The 24,036-nt window shown below is 46.1% G+C and carries 16 protein-coding genes; 11 read left to right on the top strand and 5 right to left on the bottom strand.

The features are described from left to right. Positions 1-3: 3 nt before the first annotated feature. On the bottom strand, positions 4-2,226 hold the full coding sequence (locus RT034_RS00155; protein WP_313012182.1) for a DNA primase: 2,223 nt from the start codon (positions 2,224-2,226) through the stop codon (positions 4-6). 87 nt (positions 2,227-2,313) lie between these two features. Then, positions 2,314-3,396: an outer membrane protein assembly factor BamD gene (locus RT034_RS00150; RefSeq protein ID WP_313012178.1), complete on the bottom strand. Its 1,083-nt coding sequence runs from the start codon at positions 3,394-3,396 to the stop codon at positions 2,314-2,316. 249 nt (positions 3,397-3,645) lie between these two features. Here RT034_RS00150 and RT034_RS00145 point away from each other — a divergent pair, with 249 nt between their 5' ends. Next, on the top strand, positions 3,646-4,701 hold the full coding sequence (locus RT034_RS00145; RefSeq protein WP_409566280.1) for an RluA family pseudouridine synthase: 1,056 nt from the start codon (positions 3,646-3,648) through the stop codon (positions 4,699-4,701). A 102-nt stretch (positions 4,702-4,803) separates the two neighbouring features. Here RT034_RS00145 and RT034_RS00140 read toward each other — a convergent pair whose 3' ends face one another. After that, positions 4,804-5,376, bottom strand: coding sequence for a hypothetical protein (locus tag RT034_RS00140; protein WP_313012170.1), 573 nt, complete (start codon positions 5,374-5,376; stop codon positions 4,804-4,806). 378 nt (positions 5,377-5,754) lie between these two features. Here RT034_RS00140 and RT034_RS00135 point away from each other — a divergent pair, with 378 nt between their 5' ends. The 10 genes from RT034_RS00135 to RT034_RS00090 all read left to right on the top strand — a co-directional run bounded on the left by RT034_RS00135 (position 5,755) and on the right by RT034_RS00090 (position 22,899). After that, entirely contained in the window at positions 5,755-6,951 is a 1,197-nt protein-coding gene (locus tag RT034_RS00135) for an amino acid aminotransferase (RefSeq protein ID WP_076776244.1), read from the top strand. Positions 6,952-7,241: 290 nt separating this feature from the next. After that, positions 7,242-8,024: a vWA domain-containing protein gene (locus tag RT034_RS00130; RefSeq protein ID WP_219299432.1), complete on the top strand. Its 783-nt coding sequence runs from the start codon at positions 7,242-7,244 to the stop codon at positions 8,022-8,024. A 61-nt stretch (positions 8,025-8,085) separates the two neighbouring features. Beyond that, positions 8,086-10,167, top strand: coding sequence for a PP2C family serine/threonine-protein phosphatase (locus tag RT034_RS00125; RefSeq protein WP_313012163.1), 2,082 nt, complete (start codon positions 8,086-8,088; stop codon positions 10,165-10,167). Between the two features lie 3 nt (positions 10,168-10,170). After that, positions 10,171-12,591: a hypothetical protein gene (locus tag RT034_RS00120; RefSeq protein ID WP_313012160.1), complete on the top strand. Its 2,421-nt coding sequence runs from the start codon at positions 10,171-10,173 to the stop codon at positions 12,589-12,591. A 41-nt stretch (positions 12,592-12,632) separates the two neighbouring features. Further along, on the top strand, positions 12,633-13,541 hold the full coding sequence (locus RT034_RS00115) for an RDD family protein (RefSeq protein WP_313012158.1): 909 nt from the start codon (positions 12,633-12,635) through the stop codon (positions 13,539-13,541). Between the two features lie 49 nt (positions 13,542-13,590). Continuing rightward, complete coding sequence (locus RT034_RS00110) at positions 13,591-15,825, top strand: FtsW/RodA/SpoVE family cell cycle protein (RefSeq protein WP_313012155.1); 2,235 nt, start codon at positions 13,591-13,593, stop codon at positions 15,823-15,825. A 59-nt stretch (positions 15,826-15,884) separates the two neighbouring features. Further along, positions 15,885-18,908: a penicillin-binding transpeptidase domain-containing protein gene (locus RT034_RS00105; RefSeq protein WP_313012151.1), complete on the top strand. Its 3,024-nt coding sequence runs from the start codon at positions 15,885-15,887 to the stop codon at positions 18,906-18,908. 25 nt (positions 18,909-18,933) lie between these two features. Next, a complete protein-coding gene (locus RT034_RS00100; RefSeq protein ID WP_313012147.1) occupies positions 18,934-20,523 on the top strand; it encodes a hypothetical protein in 1,590 nt (529 codons plus the stop codon). A 57-nt stretch (positions 20,524-20,580) separates the two neighbouring features. After that, the gene (locus RT034_RS00095; protein WP_313012143.1) at positions 20,581-21,477 is read left to right on the top strand and encodes a pseudouridine synthase; all 897 of its coding nucleotides are present in this window, start codon (positions 20,581-20,583) and stop codon (positions 21,475-21,477) included. Positions 21,478-21,528: 51 nt separating this feature from the next. After that, positions 21,529-22,899, top strand: coding sequence for an FAD-binding oxidoreductase (locus tag RT034_RS00090; RefSeq protein WP_313012139.1), 1,371 nt, complete (start codon positions 21,529-21,531; stop codon positions 22,897-22,899). A 15-nt stretch (positions 22,900-22,914) separates the two neighbouring features. Here the strand turns inward: RT034_RS00090 and thiE are convergent, their stop codons facing one another. After that, the gene (thiE, locus tag RT034_RS00085) at positions 22,915-23,571 is read right to left on the bottom strand and encodes a thiamine phosphate synthase (RefSeq protein ID WP_313012138.1); all 657 of its coding nucleotides are present in this window, start codon (positions 23,569-23,571) and stop codon (positions 22,915-22,917) included. Next, entirely contained in the window at positions 23,561-24,022 is a 462-nt protein-coding gene (locus tag RT034_RS00080) for a GNAT family N-acetyltransferase (protein WP_313012135.1), read from the bottom strand. Before RT034_RS00080 ends, thiE begins: the two co-directional genes overlap by 11 nt. Between the last annotated feature and the right edge of the window lie 14 nt (positions 24,023-24,036).

Here is a 24,036-nt window from a genome sequence, read left to right as displayed (position 1 = left end):
GAATTAATCCTCTTTGCGCTGTAGCCATGTTCTAAGCCAAGTTAAAATCGCTTGGTGGTGTTTGATACATAGGCTCAGCGCCTTCAAGTCTGCTTTTAGGGTTTTTTGTTGGCGCTGTAGGCTTTCTAACATCAGTTGAACCACCAACTCTGTCACCAGGTCTGAGATATCATCAATATTGCGCTGACTCAGTTCCTTAAAAAACCGCGCCCAATGTTTGATAAGTTTGTTTTGCTGCTCTGATGTCAAGCCCGCCAGTATAAAATGTGCTTTGGCATTGATTCGCTCGTAAGTTGACCATTTTGGGTTATCGAAATCCTGCAATCTTGACTGAATGGTTTGAATCCAAGTAATCAACTTCAATAATTCTTCATCGGCAATGGCTTGCCAAGTTAGGCAGCAGCTTTCATCATAGTTTTTGCAGGGCGCATTCATCGCATCCATGATGACATCCGTGATAACACCAGTGTCACCGGTTGAATTTTCGTCTAATCGAATAGGGGCTGTTGGTTTGGTAGAGGGGTGTTTGGGCTTAAAAACGTTAGCCGCTTCGCTGCGCTGATAAATCTCGCGGATGACAGATTGGCTAATACGGTTATTTTCCAGACTGCCTAACAGCTCTGGTTGAAACAAAAAACACAACTGCAGATGCAGTTGTACCGTCAATTCGCTATCAAAATTGAGCAGGGCATCTTGCGCTTGCCGTGCTTGGTTTTTTCGCCCCAATCCCATTTTGTTCTTGATGTCTTCACGCAGTAACCAGCCATAACTGCCTTTTGGCAGTTTTTGGGTCAGCGCAGAGAGTTGCTGCAAAATCTTGCTGCGGTTTTCAGGGGTATTGGTAGGATATTGACGCGTCAGACTTGAGTACAAATACGCTGATAGGGGAACCGCTTGGGCGATTTGTTGCTGCATCGCTAACAAACCATGCGCTTTGACATAACTATCAGGATCATGATTATCTGGCAGTGTCAAAAAGTGTAGTTCCTTGCCATCAGTGAGCGCAGGCAACCCAACTTCCATGGCACGCCAAGCGGCTTTTTGTCCTGCACTATCGCCATCAAAACTTAAAGTAAGTATGGGATTAAATTGCAGTAATCTTTCGATTTGTGATTGCGCCAGCGCTGTTCCCATGGAGGCAACTGCACCATACACGCCCGCTTGATGAAGGCTTATGACATCCATATAACCTTCAACCACCAGCCAGTCTTTGGCTTTGGCCTTGCGACCTTCAAAAAGACCATACAACACGGCTTGTTTATGAAATACCGGTGAATCTGAAGAATTGATATACTTGGGCTGCTCATCATCGGATAGGGTGCGACCGGCAAAGCCGATCACGCGCCCTTGTTGGTCGCGGATGGGGAAAATCACCCGATTGCGCAGCAAGTCAAAATTACGCCCATTTTGCGAAGTGCGCACCAATCCCAAGATTTTTAAACCTTCGATGTCTTGGGGGAAGGCTTCCTCAAGATGTTGCCAACCGTTTGGGGCAAAACCCAAGGCAAATTCTTCGATAGTGTGCGGCGTCAAACCACGTTTGAGCAAATAATGTTGGGCAAAGCTATTTTGCTGTAATTGATGTTGATAAAACTGGCAGATTTGGGTCAGTAAGTCGTATAAACTTGATGAACTATCCTGCGAGCTGCTATTACCCAAGTCATCAAAGGGTGAAAACTCGCCAACGCTTGCGTCATCATACTCGCCAAAAGGGATAAAGCTGGCATCTAAGTTATCAGACGTTTGAAAGTCATCAAAAGCGTCTATCCACAAAGCCTCTGCATTGGCAATAGACGGACGCTCGGCAACATCTGAGTCAGAGAGGGCTTGAACGGGACTTTGAGCTAAATTTTGCTGCAATGATGCCCTTGCTTGCGATAAAGCAGGTTTGGGTGGAACGGGAGTTTTTTTATAGGTATGCGATTTATTGACAGGTTCTTTGGGCAGCTCAATCCCCGTTTGACGGGACAGTTCTTTGAGCGCTTCACCCGCGGTGAGGTTTTCGTACTCTTTTAAAAAGGTGAGCGCATTGCCTGCGACACCACAGCCAAAACAGTTATATAGCCCTTTTTGCGGATTGACAAAAAATGAGGGCGTCTTTTCTCCATGAAAAGGGCAACAACCTTTGAATTCATTGCCCGAACGTTTGAGCTCCACATGCTTGCCAATAATCTTAACGATATCAGCATTGGCAATGATTTGATCAATGATGGCATTGTTACTCATGGTAAAAAGCGCATTTCCCGTTAAAAATTAGCTGATTGAAAAAAAATAGCTAGGATAAACCTAGCTAATGTTAACAGGGTTTATAGATTATTTGACTTGACTGGTATTGTCAGGTGGCAGACCTAAGCCAATTGTAGTCTCACGTGGTCTTGTCGGTGTTTCATCATTTGCCGTGGTAGCCGGATTTGGCAGGCGCATTGCCGCAGCTTGCTGAATTGAAGTCTGAATCACTTGCGGCTTGGTGTTGCCTGAATATTGCCCCGACTGCTGGGCTAGCCCTTGAACAGCAGCATTTTGTGAGCTTTGACCCAGCACGCCTAATGTGGCTTTATTTAACCAGTTTGAACCGGTACGGGTATTATCAAGTTTGACGTTGCCACGCGCATCAATCAGACCAGGATAGTTGATACGAAGGAGTTGTTTATATTGATTGGCGGTATCGGTCATTCCCAGTTTGTCATAGCTATAGGCGATGGTTGCAATAGACTCTGGAATCGCCTCGCTTTGTGGATAGTACTGAAACACCCATTTAGCACGGTTGGCGGCTGCCACATAGGCTTTGCGTTTAATATACCAGCGCGCTACATCCATCTCACTTTCTGACAATTGGTTATAAATATAACGCATACGTAGCGCAGCGTCTGGGGCATACGCACTGTTTGGGAAGCGATTGATCAGTTGCTGAAAGTTGTTAAACGCAATGCGCGAATAGCCCATATCACGGTGTGCAGGATTGAGCTTGGTGTACTTCATCACGCCGCCAGAGGCTGCCTGCATATTTGAGATGCCGCGAACATAGTAAGCATAGTCAACTTGCGAGTTTGATGGGTAAGACTGGATAAAACGATCAGCACTGGCAATCGCATCCAAATAGTCACCATGTTGGTACTGCGCATACATCAAGTCAAGTAACGCTTGCTCGCTGTAATCACCCACAGGATAGAAAGTCCGCAAATCGTTTAACTGGCTAATCGCTTTAGCAAGGTTGCCTTTTTTGATGTTGTCAGACGCCGCTTGGTAGTAGCCTTGTTCGCTTTTTTCAGCTTTAGTCGCGACGACTTCGTCTTTGCCGCCAAACAATTTTGAATTTTTTAGCGTTTGACACCCAGATAAAGTGGTCAAAGCCAGAGTAATTGCGGTGACACCCACAACTTTGGAAAGATGATGCATACGAACCTCAAATCTATTGCAAAAATATTTGCCCATCATAATACTTATTGTTCAAAACTGAATGCAAAATATTGTATTAAAAATTTCACTAAGTCTATCACGAAACGTTATACTTTGTGACCTATCCGCGCATATTAATTTTGCAAATCCCTATACCCTAAGTCTGAACTGTTTATGACCACGCCAATCGCCTCACATCCGATTAACTCAAATCCAATCGAATCAAACATTGAATCTATGACTGAATCTATGAATCAAATCAACATCAATCAACTCGAAGAAGAATGGGAAAACCTGTCACAACCACACCCAAGCACTCAAAACCTGCAGACCCACGACGCTGGCAGTCATCAAATTGTCCAAAATTATACCGTCAACTCTGAGCAAATAGGGGAGCGCATTGATAAAATTGCTGCCTTGGTGTTTAGCGACTATTCGCGTGAGCAAATTAAAAATTGGCTTGAGTCAGGCGAACTAACCGTAAACGGCGCAGCGCAAAAACCCAAATATCGTCTTAAACCCAACGATGTACTGATGCTTAAAGCGGGTTTGACCGCTCAACAGCAAGATTTGCCCGAGAATATCCCACTTGATATCTTATATGAAGATGAGGCGGTGCTGGTCATCAACAAGCCAGTAGGCTTGGTCGTTCATCCTGGTGCAGGCAATGGCTCGGGTACGCTAGTCAACGCGCTACTTTTTCATTATCCTGACAGCCGCACGCTACCTAGAGCAGGATTGGTACATCGCATCGATAAAGAAACATCGGGCTTAATGGTGATTGCCAAAGACAGTCAAAGCCAGCTGCATCTAATTAATCAGCTTAAAGACAAATCCGTGTACCGGCTTTATCAAGCGATTGTGTTAGCGTCCGCGGCTGAGCTTGCCCGCCATCGCACCATTGATGCGCCCATTGGTCGCCATCCGACCCAGCGCACCAAAATGGCGGTGGTGGGTAGTGGTAAACCTGCTGTCACCCATCTTGAGAAAATCACAGCGATAAGCGACGCTGTCTCATTAGTCAGTGTCCGTCTTGAAACAGGGCGCACCCACCAAATCCGCGTACACTTATCAAATTTGGGTTTTCCATTGCTCGGAGATCCGCTATATGGCGCTGCTCGTAAAAATGCAATATTGTTAAAAACCTTGGATGACGACCAAAAACAAATCGTACAACAGTTCCAGCGTCAGGCGCTACATGCTTATGAGCTTGGCTTTATCCACCCAAAAACAGGCGAGCCTATTAAAGTGCAAGCACCCCTACCAGAAGATATGCAAAAATTACTCGACACCCTAAAGCCCTAGCAAAGCCATAACTTTTTACTGTACTACTATTTTTAGTCAACTTATGACCAATACCCAAGTTATCAGTGCCGAGTCCTTTTTACGGTTTAATGGAATAACCGATTAAGGATTAACGATAATAGCCGGTGCGGTCGTGACAGGCACGGTGGTCATTGTCGCTACCGCGGGCGTTGATGCGGGTAGCAATACAGGGGTTGTCGTGGTAGTAGAAACAACCGTAGCAGGTTTTGACACGGTTACTGTCGCGCCTGAGCCTGTTTGTACCGTCACTGGGGTGGTGGTATTGACATTCGATGTTGATACTACAGTTGTAGTAGGCAGTGTTGTAGTAGGTGCTGTTGTTACCACAGGGGCTGTGGTAGTGACGACAGGCGTAGAGGTAGATGTAGAGACAGTGCGATAGGTCGGCGTGGTGACAATTTGCGTCGGGTAAAATGGCATACCGTCAACGATGGTAAATCCATTGGGTCGAACCATTACCGTATCGCTCGTGCCATCGATATGTTGATTGACAATTGTTGTGGTTTTTGGTGCCACGCGGGTCGTGGTTACTGTTGTCGTTTTTTTGGCGGCGGCTTTAACGGTGCGCGCATGACTCGGCGTTGCCACGGCACTCATGGCAATCACCGCAACTGTCGCGGCAATGATTTGGGATTTTCTTATAGCAGTCATCATGTTGTGTTTCCTCAAAAATACACAGTTGTGAATAAATAGGGGTCAAAATATACACCGAATTGATAAAATTATTATGCGCATATTGTTGATAGAAATATAAGTTATAAATGTAAATAGCACGCAAAATTTGCAATTTATGCGATAGCTGCTGTGAAAAAATGTAACTGCATGGGTAGGTTAACTCATCAAATGGGACACTTTGATAGGCTTAAAACTTTGTCCGGTAAAGCGCTTAGACAAGCAAAAAAATAGGCGTGACGGTTGTTTTATTGGGTTACAAGGTTTATCCTTATCCGTTGACATTGAATATTTGGGCAATGCCACGTTAGCGTAAATTTTTTAGCAGTCAAACTTATCAATTAAATGTAGGAGCTATTCATGTTTTCACATGTAGAACCGTATGCGGGTGACCCGATTTTGGGGTTGATGGACAAGCATAAACAAGACCCACGTGCCGACAAAGTTAATTTGGGTGTGGGTGTATATTTTGATAATGACGGTAAATTACCCGTCCTCAACTGTGTGCAAAAAGCTGAAGCACAAATCGCTAATCCACCAAAACCACGTCCCTATTTGCCAATGGACGGTCTGCCAGGTTATCGCGCCGCTTGCCAAAACCTATTGTTTGGTAAAGATGCACAAGTATTAAAAGACAAACGTGTAGCAACCACAGCGACCATCGGTGGTTCAGGTGCGCTCAAAGTCGGGGCTGATTTTATTCATGCTTGGTTTCCACAAGCCAAATGCTATGTGTCTGACCCAACGTGGGCGAACCATATTGGTATCTTTGAAGGGTCTGGTTTTGCGGTGGGTAAATATCCCTACTATGATGCAGCGACCAATGGCATCAAATTTGATGAGCTGATTGCCTTTTTAAACACCTTGCAAGCCCATGATGTGGTGTTGCTGCATCCCTGTTGTCATAACCCAACGGGCGTTGACTTGACCCAAGCGCAATGGGATAAAGTGCTTGAAGTGGTAAAAGCGAAAAACTTGCTTGCCTTTATGGATATTGCCTATCAAGGCTTTGGTGAAGACATGGATGCAGATGTCTATGCGATTCGCAAAGCAGTGGACATGGGCTTGTTATTCTTTGTCAGTAACTCATTTTCAAAAAATCTATCACTGTATGGCGAACGCGTTGGCGGTTTATCTGTGGTGTGTAAAGATGAAGCACAAGCCAAAGCAGTACAAGGTCAATTGCAGTTCAATATCCGCCGCATTTACTCAAGCCCACCTTCGCATGGCGGTCACGTGGTTGATATCGTGATGAATGACGAAGCGTTATTCAATGAATGGGTACAAGAAGTGTATGTGATGCGCGATCGTATCAAAGATATGCGCCAAAAACTGCGTGACAGCTTAGAGGCCAAATTACCCGGTCGCAGTTTTGAATATATCACCAAGCAAAACGGTATGTTTAGCTATACGGGTCTCACCCCTGAGCAAGTAGCGCGCATTATCAAAGATTTTGGTATCTATATGGTCGCTAATGGGCGTATCTCGGTTGCCGGTCTAAACGCTAGCAATATCGACTATGTAGCCAATGCCATGGCAGAAGTGTTAAAAGACTAAGCTTTTTAAATGCGCTTATTAAATAAGCCTGTTAAAAAACTAAGATAGCTTAAATCATCAAAACCCTTAACCGCGTGTTAGGGGTTTTTTATGACGTATGGCTTACGTTATAAGTGATGGTTTATGACTTATGATTAACGGGGCGGGGGAGTATTTAAGCCCGTTTTGGTAAGATTGTAGAAATATTTTTGAGGGTTGTTAATTAAATCCCCACAAAAAACCTTGCTTTTCGTATCGGCTTTTGCTGAGATACCGATTACAATAATTTTAATAAAAATAGGATATCTTTTATGGTCGCCCACAACCCCATACCCAATTTTCAAAACCCAACTGATTCTACGCCGCCATCCATCCCTCAAGCCCTTACCCCCCAGTTTCGAGAAATCGACTACGGCAATAACGTTGCCCAGCGTACCCTATGCGTTTTGGTGTTGGATTTGTCAGGCTCAATGGCGATACGCTCAGGCAATGGCGACAAACGCCGTATCGATATGCTCAATGAAGGGATTGAGGCGTTTTATCATGATTTGATGAAAGATGAAACAGCCCGCAACCGTGTGCGTTTGGCCATTGTTATCGTAGGCGGGGTCAATGACACTGCAGAGCTGATGATGGATTGGACGGATGCGATTGATTTTTTCCCCATTAAATTTCGTGAAAATGGCATGACGCCGCTCGGACAAGGTATGTTACTTGCGCTCAATTTGATTGAGCAAGAGCGTATCAATCTACGCGACAACGGTATCAATTATACCCGTCCTTGGGTTATTGCCATGACGGATGGTCTGCCCACCGACAGCCAAGATGTGTGGCAGGCGGCTATCAATCAATGTCACCAAGCCGAGCAAAATAATCAATGTATTATTTATCCGATTGCCATTGATGCGGGCGTGCAAGAAGTGAAGATGCTCAAGCAATTGTCGATTTTGACCCCGCCCGTACATCTCAACTCCGTTAAATTTGTCGAATTTTTTGTGTGGTTGTCGGCGAGTCTTAAGACCGTGTCACAATCTGCGCCTGGAGAAACCGTGCAATTAGGGAGCATCTCACCGTGGGCGACTATTCAAAGTTGATGGCAAAGATAATCACCTTCAACGCTCATGATAATAAAAAAACCTAAAAAAATTGGGGATAATGATGAACCAAACCACGGATTTGTTCGCGCAATCATCGCAATCATCAGTCCAGTCATCTTGGCAAGTGTATGGCGCATCCAGTATTGGTAAATCCCATATCGACAGCAACCTGCCCAATCAAGACAGTATCTATTTGCAAAAAACCGAACACGGTATGGTCGCCGTGGTATGTGATGGGGCGGGCTCGGCAAAATTTAGCCAAGCGGGGGCAGCGTTTTTTAGTCAATCGATTGGAAAAATGCTGCTCAGTTTTAGTGTTAGTCACAGTGCCAGTATCAGCGGCATTGCGTTTGATTTGGTGCAAGTCAAACAGCAAATTATCGAGCAATTATCACAAATACGCCTTGACTTGCAGTCACAGCTGACCGCCGAATCGAGCCTAAGGGATTATCACACCACCTTTACTGGGCTACTCATCCATGCTAATCATCAAGCACTATTGGTGCAAATCGGTGATAGTCCTCTCATCACTAGCCAATTTGTTGTGCGCCATCCTCACATTGATTATTTCACCAACTTACAAGTGTACGGGGATGATAGCAAGAATGAATACGTCAATGAGACGCATTTTATTACCCAAGACAATTGGCAATCCTTTTTAAGGGTTGAGCCCATTGATTTATCGCAAGTGGATTGCCTTGCACTGATGTCGGATGGCTGTGCGGACTTGGTATTTGAAGGCGCAAGTGTTACGCCCAAAATTTACCGCCCTTTTTTTGGCAACTTGCTGTTTAATTTAACCCAAAGTCAAAGCTCACAGCAGGGCAGCGCGATTATTGAACAGGCGCTTGGCAACCCTGCGACCTATCGATTAACCGGTGATGATAAATCCTTGGTGGTGTTGTTAAAAAATCAACAGCATTATCAAAGCCTTGAACCCATGGTTGAGGGGCAAAATGAAACCCTAGCGACTGCACCAAATAACCCCACGGTCTGGCATACCGATGCTGTCAATCATAAAAATCCCCGTGCCACTAGCACGCTTGATGACCTAGCCTTTAATAACATCAATAACATAGCGCCTAACCCAAAGCCGCACGCCAGTGTTGTAGATACTGCTTGTGCAACTCCAGCGGCCACAACGTCGCATGTGTTGCCCCCTTCACAGTCCGTCAGTGACTCAACCAGACAGCGGCGTAATACTGCTATCATGGCTGGCGCCGCGATGCTCATTGGCACAGGTATATTAGGCTGGATAAATAAAGATCGATTGCTGCCCACGCAAACTGTCAACAATGCCAATACTGCGGCATCGGTGGCGAGCACAACGCCCACCTCGGCTATAACGCCCCCACTGACCGCGCACGCACTGGGTGATTCCTATGCCATTGACTTGACCAAAGCCGCAACGGTTACCGAAAGTGGCAATCCGAGCGATGATCCCATCTTTAAGGTAATAATAGCTAGCCCGCAAGGTCAGTCTATCGATGTCATCGAGCAAAAATCTAAACAAAAAAGTAGCGCTAAAACTAAAAACGACAATAAAAACGAAAACAAAAATAGTGTGAATCAGCCATTATTATCCGCCACTATTACCACGGTGGTCGCTAATAAAAACCCATCGGCTGCAACGGTTGCCAGAGTTTCCAGTGGCGCAGCGAGTACAGCGTTGCAGAACCAACGTACCGAGACCGAGGCTACTTTGACCGACTCACAATTTAACAATCATGCTATCAAACTTGCCGCTAAAGCAAGCTGTTTGCCAGTTATTGATACCCATGATTTGACAAGTTTGGGTGTCACCATCCAGCCCACGATGCATTACTACAACTGCCAAATTAGCTTGCCTATCAAATCAATAACGAGCCAAATAGCAGGGTTAAGCAAAAAGACGGAAATCTTGGATAGTCTGACGCTTGACAAAGGGTTATCAGAAATTTTAACTAGTTCTACCACCAATATCGCAGCTACCGCCTCATCGGTTACGGGTTTGCCTGCTAGCACGGTCAGCGATTCTAGCGGCAATCAGCAAATACAGCTATACTATTTGGGTATTACTGACTCAGTAAATCATATGAGTGCCACTGCTAGCACTGAGTTAGCCGCTTTACCCACCTCATCTGCCCATCTGAAGAGATAGTCCATGCCGTATTTAATTGCAAACAATCAGCGTATCACCATTGATTTGCCTATCTCTCATGAGATCGGCTCTGGCGGTATGGGCATTGTCTACCGTCTTGGTAATCTGTTAGGCACGGGCAATTTGGTGGCAAAAATCTTTAAAAACCCTACCGATCCCAAAAACCCCAGCCTTGCCAAACTACAAGCCATGATGGCGCGCCCGCCTGAGCATATTTATGAAGTGATTAATGGGGTAGGATATACCCAGTTTGCTTGGGTGAGACATCTGATTGTCGGCGAGCATGATGAGCTCATTGGCTATGCCATGCCAGAGCTGGATTTTGATAGGTCGTTATCGCTCAATCCTTTTATGTACCCACGAGAGGCAGCAAAACTGACCGCGTATCAGCAGAGTCTCAATTATCGCGTGCAGCTGTGTGCCAATATTAGCGCCTTGATGGCGGACTTACATGGTCATGGGCATGCCTTTATTGATTTTAAAGAAGCCAATATGCGCCTGATGCCAGAGCCAAGCACGGGCATGGATGATGATTATAAAGGCTTTATCGTTGGGTTTATCGACTGTGATAGCTATCGTATTACTGCCAGTGATGGCAGCGTTTATCCAAGTCCTGTCATCTCCCCTGAAATGACCAGTCCTGAGTATCATGAACACAAAGATATTGGTTTGTTGGATGAAAAACACGACCGTTTTGTACTGGCGATTGAGCTGTTTAAAATTTTAAACAATGGTATTCATCCTTTTTATTTTATCCCTGTGTCAGACCGATTAAAAAATGCTGCCCATCGCAATACCGACCAATTCATCAAAGAGCGGCTATATGCTTATGGCTTGCAGTCACAGCCAGAGATTGCACCGCTAAAAAATAGCATTCATGTGTGTTGGGATGACCAAACCCGTGCAATGTTTGATAAAGCGTTTTTATCGACCCATCCAACTGATCGCCCAAGTGCCGCCGAGTGGGAAAACCATCTACGCGGATTGGTTCAACACCGCCAGTTTAAAGTGTGTGAAAATTATCCCAATGATGCCAGCCACATTCATTTTGTCGGTAAACCCTGTCATCGCTGTCTGTTTTTAACCGTACCCAATAACCCGTTAACCACGCCCGTACCCGCAATCAGCGCTGCAGCGACAACCAGCGTCTGGCAAACCACGCCCACCCATGTTTCTGTAGCGTCCACTGCCGCAAATCACCCAACTCATCAGCCAAGCGCGGCTTTGACTGGTTTGATGGATGATGAAACATTGGCAAATAATCGTCGGCTTGAGCAATCGCTCAATACTCAGGCTAGCAGTCACAAGGTCATGCCGAGTCAACCCGTCAATGCAATGGATGCAGTTGACGACGCAACCCAAACACCGGCGACTCATTCAATAACAGCACCCGCTACGCAACCGCCTACCACTGCCACAGGTGAGGTATCTGTCAAAAAGCCCTCTAAAGGGTGGCTGATAGCGATGATCGCCGCTCTAGTGGCAATCGGTGGCTATGGCGTATCAAGGTTAAAATCCGCCTCAACACCCACAACGTCACAATCCGCCACTACCAATCAGTCCGATAATACCAAAGCGGCAAGTACCGATGACAATCCACAAAAAAAACCAAAAAGCCAAAATAGTTACAGCACCATCATCAAATCGCTGCCGACTGCAAAAGCCACTATGACGCAAGCGCTTAAAGCGCAAAATGGCTTTTTTTCTTCCTCATCGCAAACTAGCGTAGCCAAGCTGTATCAAGACACGCTCGGTATTAGCCCTGAGTTTTTTGATAACGTAGTCAAGGTGGGTGAGTTTGCCGAGCCATCGCTCAAACAGCTGCAAGAGCTCGGTTACAGCCAAGATATCAATGCGACAAAGCAATACTCGCTTGAAGCCTTTCGCAACGCGGATATGGGCTATTTTAAACAGCAGCCCACGAATAAAACGCTCGCCAAACAACTCAATGAAGCGGCAAAAAGCTATTACTGGCGCAAAAAAGACCCAAAAGCCGCCGTTTATCTTCAAGCGCAAGCAGTCAAATACAATCCCAACCAAGGCGAATATGTCGCCAATTTCGCTTATTATTTATTTAAAAATAACTATCCTTATAGCAAATCTTTTTTGCTTTATGCGCTACAAACGCCGCGTGATAGCAGCAAATATCCCAATACTTATATGATTGAATTGGCCGCGGCAATGGCACTGCAAGCGGGTGATGACAAAGGCGCAGTGGGTTCGTTATTGGCACAGTTTTATACCACGGACGATCAACAAAAACGTTGCCAAAACATGTTAAATTATCCGCAAACCTATCCAGAACTGGTACCCATCGCCGAGAAAGTATTAGCCATTATCGACCAGCAAAACAGCAGCGGCGCCAATCCTGTGCCCGCTGAGTGTTTGCCGCCATACAACTGGTTCGTTGGATCGTCAAATTAGTTTATCAAATTGAAAATATGAAAATAGGGTAGTAAACATCTATGATTATTGTCTGCCAACAATGTGGTCAAAAATTACCAAAAACTGCGGTTATGTGCCCAAATTGCGGCAGTCGTCAGTTTGCGCAACAATCTGATAATCATACTCAGCCGCAGCAAGCAAATTCGTTTGTACAGTCAAGTGGCTATAATGCCCATGACAGTGCCTATGACGCGCCTCAGACCTCTCAGGTGCCGCAGCCAGAACATTCTACTTGGCAAAGTTATACGCCAAATCCATCTGCAGGCAATTATCAACCGACCGATATGCCAGCTGTTCAGGCTAGTCAACCTATGCAGCAACCTGCTCAACCAATCTATGCCCAGTCTAATTATGAACAGCCTGATATTGCTCAGACGTCAAATCCACCCGCACAACCCACTGACTACGCAAATCCTTATGTCGCTCCCGCAGTGCAACCACAACAACCTAGCCAATACCCAACGCCTGCTACCAATCAGCTGCCTTCGACCGCGCTGCAGACTCGCAAGCCTGCTTATACCATGCTGTATGCAGGTTTTGTGCGCCGCGCATTGGCTTATCTATTTGATTTAGCGTTAGTGAGTTTATTATTGGGATTGGCTTATCAATTATTGTTGCCGCAGATTTTACCGAAGATTGGCATTCGTGGGTTTACCGATCAAACGCTTGCCTTGATAGCGTATGGATTTTATTTGTTCTATATGACGTTATTGACCTGTTTGGGACGACAAGCAACGGTGGGCAAGGTGATTATGGGTATGTGGGTGTTTGGTATGCAGGGTCAACGGGTTAATTTTTTCCATGCGCTGATTCGAGAAACGCTCAAACTGATTTTGCTGCCATTTGGTTTTTTAATGTGGTTTACCGCCCGTAAACAAACGCTGCATGATTTAATCGCTCGCACGGTGGTGTTGTATGACCCCAATTAATTTTTAAACAGGGATAGCAATAAAAAAGTTAATCAATTTGGAAAACCCCATGCTAAACATAGTGAGTCGTACAAAAGCCAGCAAAAAACCCAACGCCAAAGCGCAAACGTTGAGCGAAATCATGATTTTAGCGGTGGTATGGCTCCTGTTAATTGGCGCATTTTTACTGGCAGATTACGCCCATTCGCCCAAACTGCAGCGTTATCAACTCGAATTGATGAGCTATACCGAAGGCATCGCCAAACCGCAACTGCTCAGCAAATATTGTGGTGACAATGTTATTACTAATCTGTATGACAACCGTAATGACCCCAATTATGGCATGACTCAAGCCTGTGCCCAAGCCAGTCAGCCCACACAATTAATGAGTGAGGCAAAGCAACATTTTGTTAAAACCCAACAAGCTTTAGTGGCCGCATGGCAGGCCCAAGGCAAACAGCAACGCCAAACCGAGCTGGTTGAAAATGAAACCGAAGTGAATTTGGGTGGTGATAAACTCAGCAATCGACAAGATTGGCTACACCTTAACGCTAGTGGGCAACTCGATAGTTTAAACAACCTAATGGCGGTAAAAACCGATAAATTATCCCCTGCTGACCAAGCCAATTTTGCGGTGTCATTGCTTGCGGTTGCCGATGGCAATCGACGTTTTGCCTACAATCGCCTGTTTAGCAATCAGCCTGCCATTGCCAAACTGTTAAATCAATCGGCAAATGATGTTGCCAGTATCTATGACGCCAATAACAACCAACAAAAAGCCTTGCAAGCGAACAATTTACTGCCGTTAATTGGCACGCCCACCCATTTGGGAATGCTCGCTCAAGTGTTTATTTGGTCATTGGTGACGTGGGGCTTGCTATGGCTGTCGCGGCGTAAGCACTGGCTGGAAGTATTACCGATAGCCATCACCGTGTGGGGATTGGTCATTGCGGGTGTTAGCCATACGGTGATTTTGCCGATGATGGTGGGGGGCGTGCTGTTTTGCGTCGGCGTGTTAATGAGTGTATTGACGATTTTTTCGCCCATGCGTCGGTTGATGGAAAAATTCCCTGATAACCGTGCCATGCTGTCATCCGCGTGGATTTATCCGTTGTTTGTAGGCTTTGCCACCTTTGGCTTGATGATTTTATTTGATTTAAGCACCCGTAGTTATCTGTCACTGCGTTATATTTTTCTCAATCATTTCAAAGATTTATTTTGGTGTTTTGTGTTTATTAGCCTTGCCCGCCCGCTGAGCAGTTTGCTGAGTTGGGGGCTAAAAACCTTGGTCGCCAATAACTTACTACACAGCAGTTGGGGCAATGTCAAATCTGCCACGACCAAAGCCCGTGTGTGGCTGCTTACCTTTGCGGTGGGCTATCTGGGCTTGGCGGTGCTGATTCACAATGACAGCGCGAAAGTCGCTGAACTGTCAAAAATTTGGCTGATGGTGTTTTTGGGCGTGTTTCTAGCGATTAACCAACGCGGCTTGATTAATCATCTGTTTTTTCGCTCCAAAAAAATGACCCTGCTGCTTGCTTTTGCGGTGGTGTTGCCGTTTATCGCGCTGGGTATTGCCAATGAAAAAGGCACCATGCTGGTATTTTTGTTTTTGTTTACCTTTTTGGTGGGCGTGGCGCTATCCAACAAAATTTTCCAAATGGGCGGACGGGGTTATATTTTGGGCGTGTTGTCAAGTACCGCGATTTTGCTTGTGTTGATGATGGTGTTGGTGAATTTAAGCGGGTTTGATGCGCGTACTGCCGAGCGGGTCAATGCGTGGGTCAATCCGTTTGTGGCGAGCAACGATCAGATGGCGATTTTGCATTGGTTTCGCGATAGTGTGCCGATGATTGGCTATGGGTTTGGCGATATTCCGTGGTGTGGGTATCATTTGTCGGGCTGTCAGGGCGTGCCGCTACAGATGCAAAGTGACTATACCATTACCTCGGTGATGGCAGTGGTGGGTATCGGGGCCAGTGTGGTGCTGATGATGGTGTATTTTGCGTGGCTTGCGCTCATTGCCCGTCAGCAGATGGCGTTTGCCAGTGAACAGATGAAATCACGGCTGTTGTCGGGTGGTTATTTTTTGCTGGCGTGGGTGATTTTGCTGTGGGTGGTGATTACAGTGTTTCAGGCACTTGTCACCATTTCGGGGAATTTAGGAATTTTACCGCTCACGGGGGTGACGTTGCCGTTTTTAAGTTATGGCACCAGTAATTTATGGCTCAATAGTATTATGCTCAGTTTGGCGCTGTTTCAGCCAAAGTTGATGTTGGACGGCAATAAACCGTATGCTCAATAACTTATCCAATCGTAGAAACGTCAAATTTTAGTAAGGCTTGCAAAAATTAAAGGTTCAAAATGACCGAAAACCAAACCCCGAAAGACGAAAACAGTCAAGAAACTATGAACAGTGGCGATTTAGAAACTGTCCAAAACATAGATTCTAATATCTTACCACAAGATAATAATGTCATTGATTCAAACACAGAGGTTGAAGAAACAGCCACGCCTGCCCTTACATCCGACAATACGCAAGCAAGTGAAACAAAAAATACTAACAAAAAAATCAAAAACGATGGCAAAGTTGCCAGTTTTCGGGTTTCTCAAGCGCTTTACAAAACCATTTTGACCAACTTACAAGTGATTTTGGTGGTGTTTGTTGTCGGTCTTATTGGCTGGCTGGCGTGGTATCTCTCGCCCTTAACTGCCTCAAATACCACGTACAATGCAGAGGCGAATGAAAACGCCGTGTCACTTGTCGTCGATAATCTAGGTATGGCGGATGTGGTCAACCAAGCCAACAGCCAAAATACTAATACCCAAAATGCAAACGCTAATCTATCAAGTTCGGTCAACGCCACGCCTGCCAAAACGTGCGATTTAACTCAGCCCAAAAACCAAGCCCGTTTTACCGACAGTATCAACCGAGTCAATCAAAGTCTGTTGAGCTTGTATCAGCAAAAACGTCTAGCCAACCAATACCAATTGCAAACTGCAAGCCTTTGGCAACAAACCTGTGAGCAACATATCAACGAAGACGCGTTAGCCTTTGCCCTCAAAACGCTTGCCAGCCCTGAGCGATTGTTGCAGCTACAATGGCGAGAACAACAGCCCAATCGCCGCAATCAAAACGACCCCAATGTCGCTCATATGCCAACCAATTGGCTCACCCAAACCAACCCTTGGTATGGGCTGCCGGGCTGTGTGTACCTCAAAACCGCCAAAACGGCGGACAATCAAACAGGCTACCTGTACGTCGATAGTCGTAGCAATACCACTGACACAGGTGACGTTGATCCATTAACCCAGCTTTGTAACAACCCTAGATTGATTCCGGTGTCGGTGAAATCCTTGTTGGCTAAATCATTGACAGGGGCGGTGACTTTGCCCAATGCACCAACATCTGACCCAAATAATGCTTTTAATAAAACCAAAAACGATATTCAAAACCAAGCCAATGGCGTGCTGCAAACCCTCCAAGACAAACCCACGCAAGACCCGAAAAAACGAATTGCCTCCACCAGCAAAACTGAGGTTGCTTTACCGACCAATCTAGGGTTGATGTATAGCGAATTGTCCAACATTCACGCCAGCCATTTTGACCGTCAATTATTGGATGCTTATCAAAGCTACCAACAAAAAAATGATCAACGCAGCTGGTGGCAAAAACTCACGGCACCGCCAATCAATAGTATCAATGTCGATGGCTCGGATATCAAAATCGGCTACAACATGGCGTTGACCCTGGATCCCGCCGTACAGACCACCGCCCAACAAGTAGCGGATTGTGTCACCAATAACCCCAATGGCGCGGACTGTAATAGCGTGCTATCGCCTGCGTTGCAGAATGTCGCCAATGGCATGTATGAGAACGCCTTGGTACGCAGTATAGGTATCGCGGTGATTGATGTCAAAACCCAAGGCGTGCTTGCCCTTGCTAGCGCTGACTCCAACTGCTACCGTGCCGATAATGGCGATACCACGATTAAGCCCACAGGTTGCCCGATACTGTGGAAAAAAGATTGGAGCAAGCAAAATCTCATGAACCATGCGTTATACCAAACCGTATACCCAGGTTCGACCGTTAAAACCGTACAAGCATTGGCACTGGTACGCGCCAATCCACGGTTTAAAAATATGCAAACCCCTGAAGCGCAATATCTCAAACAAGTAATAGCAAGCTCATCTACCGAAAAAGTCGCGAACTTTTTATATTGTCACCGCACGACCAGTGCGATGTCATTGCAACGTGACCGACAAGGCGTTTGCCAAGGTATGCCCGCCTTTAAAAAAGCCAGTGATGACATGGGCTGGAGTGTGAATTGTGCCGATAAAGGGGGCGTGAATTGCGGATTTAAAGATTTATTGTTTGGTAAAGCCTATAATAGCGACCCGATGCTTCAAAGCCGCTATTTTTCAGGTGTGCTGCTCACCGATGGCAAGCAAGATTACACCACCAAACAATTACAATTTACCGAAAGCCAAGTGGCAAGCTGTGTCAAAGCCAATGGCGGACGTATGAATGGGGCGTGTCGTCAAGGGGGCGATATGCTTAATGCCAGCATGAACCAAGTGTTTGGCGCAGGTAATGCCAAAACCTCGGTACTGGGTGTGTCGGATATGTTTGCCAATCTGCTGATTGCCGATAATGGCGCGACCCAGCGTCGTGGCGTGCATTTGATTGAAGATTTGTGGGGCGTCAATCAAATTCCGCTGCGTCCTAAAGCCTGGCGAGGCGATGCCCAAAGTCAAGAGACATTGACCACAGCTACCAGCCAACTCGGCGCCATGCCATTGGGTATCAACCAATCTGACGCCCGTGGTGCGCTCAATTTATTATCTGGTACGCTGCTAGCAGGCACAGGTTTGGGCGGCGGCAATGGCACAGCTTTTGCTGCCTGTAACCAAGCGATTGGCAGCTGTGCATGGACACAGGGCGTGATGGTGGGTAAAACAGGCACACCCGGCTTTAACTATCCAACCCGCCAAAACGGTCGCAGCTTTTATACCCCCAATGTCACCGTCAGTATGGTGGCAAATCTGTGTAACAATGCAGACATTCGCGCAGGCAAAACTCAGCCATCGGTGGCGTGTTATGCTCGTCCGTATAAATGGTTTGTCTATGGGCTAAAAGATAAAAATGGCAAATGGGATAAAGCAGTAGCGGTATTGGTTGAACGTAACTGGACTAAAAGTGGCTTGGTCGATGACCCCCGTGATGGCATTAACCGAGCGGTACAGGCAGGCATGATATTAGCCAAACACATGTATCAAAGCTCGGCGATTAGCCGTCCTGACAGCGCCAACCCAAGGGCCGATTCAGTGGTTAGTCCAGTAACTGATGCTACGCAAGCTGGTAAAAAAACACAAACCCATCAATAAAAAAATTCACCATTAAGAGTAAATTATGGCTTACATCACCACCAATCACCGTTTTATCATTGACGACAAACACCCAAGCGATGTGTTTGATGAAATGGAAAATTTCTTTAGCCTATACACCACCGCCATTGATGACTTACAACGTGTGAGCGTTCAGCTCTCGGTGCCGACGAGTTTTGATATCACTGCCAATAAGAAAATGGCAGAAAACTACCGGCAATTTACCCAATCGCTCAAATACACCATTCCTGATATTCATATTTTACCGATTAAAACCCATACCGCCCAAACAGCGGATGACGACGACACAGCCAGCGAAGCAGATAATTCGGTCATTTTGCTGATTCAACGGCTTGACGGCTATGCGCTAGATAACGAAGACGAAAAACCCAGTCTGTATCCCAGTCTATATAGAAGTGTGTTAGGGCGACTGATACCACGATTTGCTGAAGAAAAATCTGCTACAGGACACTACCCTGAACGCGCCCCAATCACCTTGCCTGAACCTATCGGGCAACCAGCGCCTTCAGCCCAGATACCTGTAGCGCCGCAGTATCCAACTCAACCTGCCCAACCTGTTTCGCCACAACCACAGCCTGCTCAAGCTTATCAAAGACCTGTGCAGCCAACAATACCGCCTTCAACCCCCAATCCAGTGCCCGCAGTTGTACCGATGCAGTCGCCGCAGGTGAATATCGAGCCTACGCCACATAAGCCACAACCTACGAGGGTGCAACCACCGGTGCAAACGCCAACAGCTGCGCCCAAGCCGATGGTCACTGTGTTACCAAACATCCAAAAATCCGCCAAGCCGTACCAAGACTTATTGACCGATGCGATTATGGCAGCGGCGAAACAATGGGTAGATAAATCCCAAGTGATTACTCAAATCACCTTAAAATCCAATGATGGACTGACAACCGCGATGGTGGCGCAGTTATTTAGCAGTTTTAATCATGCCCATGAATCCACCCATACCCCGCATGATGCCATTGATTTGGTATCTTACGGCTATGAGGTATTAAAACCCAAGCTTGCCACAATTGGGGTAACTTTGTCCGACGAAGCACAATTTGGGTTAAAAGCCAAAGTGCCAGCCACGCCAACTGATATCGCACGTTTGCAAAAAGGTGAGGTATTTAGCAATGAGATTAAACTGGGTGTTAAATTCATGACTCAGGCACAGCCAAACTCAAATCACCATACCCCAGCAAGCCCTCCCGCGTTTAGTACTGCTAGTACTGCGCCACGCCAAGCGCAAAGCAAACTGCCGCAGTTGAACCAAAATCTGCAGCAGATTGTTTTGACCATAAAATCTGTGGATGGGCTAGGGGAGCGCCAACAAAAAGTACGCGAGTTTCCGATTGTGTTTGCCAGTCGCGAGGCACAAATCGCGCATGCCTTACGTCTATTTGCCGCCAATGACCTAAAGCTTGCTAGCGGCGTGTATTTTGCGATTGTCGAATCTCAAGGACAGCTGCTGATTGATGAGATTGATCCCAATATCAGCATTACCCGAAACGGTCAACCCATCAAACAACATGATGTTTTGCTGCCCAATGATGTGCTAAGCATTAATCATGCGATAACTGTGCAGTTGTTGTTAACCCAATAAATGGGCGTAAAGTAAAACGACATCGATAAAGTGGTTTTTTAAGATGATAGAGTTAACATGATAGAACGTGGCATAAAACCCAGTAAGTTATATTTACCCCATGATAAGTCGTTTGTGGGTGGGCGGCTTATCGATTATTTGGCAGCGCATTTTTCTCATATTAGTTTGACAAACTGGCAACGACGATTTGACAGCGGTTTAATTAGCCTTGAGCGTGGCGAGCCGCTCAAACAAGATTCGCCCTATTTGGCAGGGCAAACTATCTTGTACTATAGGCAGGTTGAAAATGAGCCTATCATTCCATTTGAGCCCAATATTCTTCATTTGGATGAACATTTACTGGTGGTCGATAAACCGCATTTTTTACCCGTTACACCGTCAGGTCACTATGTCAGCCAAACCCTGCTAGCCAAATTAAGAAATCATCCAGACTTACAGCAGCTCGCCGTGAATGATATTTCACCCTTGCATCGGTTGGACAAAGACACGGCAGGCGTGATGTTATTATCGGTTAATCCAAGTAGCCGCGCTTGCTATCATGCGCTGTTTGCCGATAGACACATACACAAAACTTACCACGCAATAGCACCGACTCGCAGCGATTTATGTTATCCCTTTCACATCCATTCCAGACTTGAGCGTGGCGAGCCGTTTTTTTTGACCAAGACGGCCCAAGGTGAGCCCAATGCGCATACCACAATTGAATTGATTGAAAATAACGGGGCGTTTAGCTTATACCGATTAACCCCGGTGACAGGCAAAAAACACCAATTGCGAGTGCATATGGCAAGCTTAGGTATGCCGCTGTTAAATGACAATTTTTATCCCACTGTCAAACCTAAAGGTATAACCGATTTTGCAAAACCGTTAAGATTGCTGGCAAAATCCATCGCTTTTATTGACCCATTGACTAACGAATTAAGGGATTTTAATAGTAATTTGAGTCTAAATTAATCCAAAAAACAAATGGACTAGAGATAAAACTAGGTAAGGTAAGTTATGCAAATGAATGATTTTTCACAGGCGATTAATGCGCTACAAGCACGTTTTGGCAATCAATTATCGACCAATTTAACCACTCGTGAACAGCACGCCCATACTATGAGCTGGCTACCCAATGAGCCTGCCGATGCTGTTTTGACCGCTCACAACAAACACGACGTCGCCGATGCCCTCAAAATTTGCAACGAGTATAAAATGCCTGTGATTGCCTTTGGTGTTGGTTCATCGGTAGAAGGTCAGCTTAATGCCCCTCATGGCGGATTGTGCATTGATATGTCTGCGATGACCGAGATTTTGCAGGTCAATGAAGCGGATTTGACCGCCACCGTACAGGCTGGCGTGACTCGTGAACAGCTCAATCATCATTTGCGGATGACTGGGCTATTTTTCCCCATTGACCCTGGGGCGAATGCCACGCTTGGCGGTATGGTCGCCACTCGGGCGTCTGGCACGAATGCGGTGCGTTACGGTACGATGAAAGATGTCGTGCTGTCGCTTGAAGTCGTCATGCCAAACGGTGAAATCATCCACACAGGCACACGAGCCAAAAAATCATCGGCAGGCTATGATTTGACACGGCTGATTATCGGCTCAGAAGGCACGCTTGGTATTGTGACCGAGATTACGGTGAAACTGTTTGGCGTGCCAGAATGCACAGGCTCTGGGATTTGCCATTTCCCAAGCATTGACTTGGCGTGTCAAACTGTGATGACAACCATTCAATACGGCTTGCCAGTGGCTCGCATTGAGCTACTCGATGCGGTGCAGATCAAGGCATGTAATGCGTATTCCCAATTAACCTTAAAAGAAATGCCAACCTTATTTGTCGAATTTCATGGCACAGAAAATGGCGTAAAAGAACAAGCCGAATTGTTTGCAAGTATCATTGCTGAGTATCAAGGGCAAGACTTTGCGTGGGATACTGCCGAAGATAAACGTAAACAGCTTTGGACGGCTCGCCACAATGCCTATCACGCCAGCCGAGCATTACGCCCAGAATGTGGCAGTTTATCGACCGATGCGTGCGTGCCAATCTCGCGCCTTGCTGAATGCGTCACCGAAACGGTCAAAGACATCGAAAGCACAGGGATGCTTGCCCCGATTGTCGGTCATGTGGGCGATGGCAATTTTCATGTGTTGCTGCTCATCAATATGAAAGAAGAAAATGAAGTAAAAACCGCTGAAGGCATTTTACATCGCCTAGCCGAGCGAGCGATTGACATGGATGGAACTTGTACAGGTGAGCATGGGATTGGGCAGGGCAAACGTAAATATATGGATAAAGAGCATGGCAATGCGATTTATTTTATGAAAGCGATTAAAAACGCCATTGACCCAAACAATATCATGAATCCTGATAAAATTTGGCATTAATTATTGATTTCATTATTATTTAATCATTTTTTTGAGCTGTTCACTGGCGAGTTTGACATCTTTTTGCCCTAAAATTGCAGAAACGACTGCCACGCCGTCAATCACACCATCAGTGGACGTTTCGGCAGCTTGCAGTGCTTGTTGTAAGGCGGGCAGGGTGGTGTGATTGATACCACCAATGGCGACAATCGGAAGCGTTACCGCTTGTCGTATTTGCATTAAGCTCGCTATGGTAACTGTTTGGGCATCTTGTTTGGTGGATGTGGCAAACATCGCGCCAACGCCCAGATAGTCTGCGCCGTCCGCTTGCGCTTGGATGGCTTGCTGGGCAGTGCGCGCGGAAACTCCAATGATTTTATCCTTGCCTAAAATTTGCCGAACCACGCCACACGGCAAATCACTTTGACCGATATGCACCCCATCTGCATCAACTGCGAGGGCGATATCGACACGATCGTTAATCAGTAATGGCACGTTATAGTGGTGGCAAATCGCTTTGATACGCAGCGCGCGCTCATAGAACTCTTTGCTAGCAATCGCTTTTTCTCGAAGCTGCACCAATGTGACGCCGCCCAATATCGCCTGTTCAACAGCTTGTTCAAGCGTTTGCTGTTGCAAGCAATGGCGATCTGTGACCAAATATAGCCGATAATCAGCACGGTTATGCATCATGTTTGCCTTCCAATATCATATTGACATGCTCAATGCCGTCTTCAAGGTAACAGTCACCTTGTATACAAAAGCCGAGCGCTTGATAAAAGTGGATCAGATAAGTTTGAGCGGCGATAAAAATCGGCTGGCTAGGGTAGTATTGCTGGCAAATTTCAATGGCTTTTTGCATCAAATCACGCCCATAATGGTGACCGCGAAAATCGCCAACCGTCAACACGCGACCAATCCCGACATAACCCAAATAATGATAATCAGGTGGGATAATCCGCGCATAACACGCCAGATTATTATCAATAAAACCCTGTAAATGCCAACACACCAAGTCGGTATCATCAATTTCTGGATAGGCGCAGTGTTGCTCTACAACAAATATTTCGCAGCGCGCCTTAAAAATGCCATACAAGTCTTGTGATGATAACTGTGGCAGTAGATTGAGTTGAAACGTTAGCATACGAATAAATCAAA

Origin of the sequence: Moraxella sp. CTOTU48841 (assembly GCF_032061225.1) — a bacterium.
In the GTDB taxonomy this organism is placed as follows: Bacteria; Pseudomonadota; Gammaproteobacteria; order Pseudomonadales; family Moraxellaceae; genus Faucicola; species Faucicola cinerea.
This window is presented reverse-complemented; position numbering and strand designations above follow the sequence as displayed.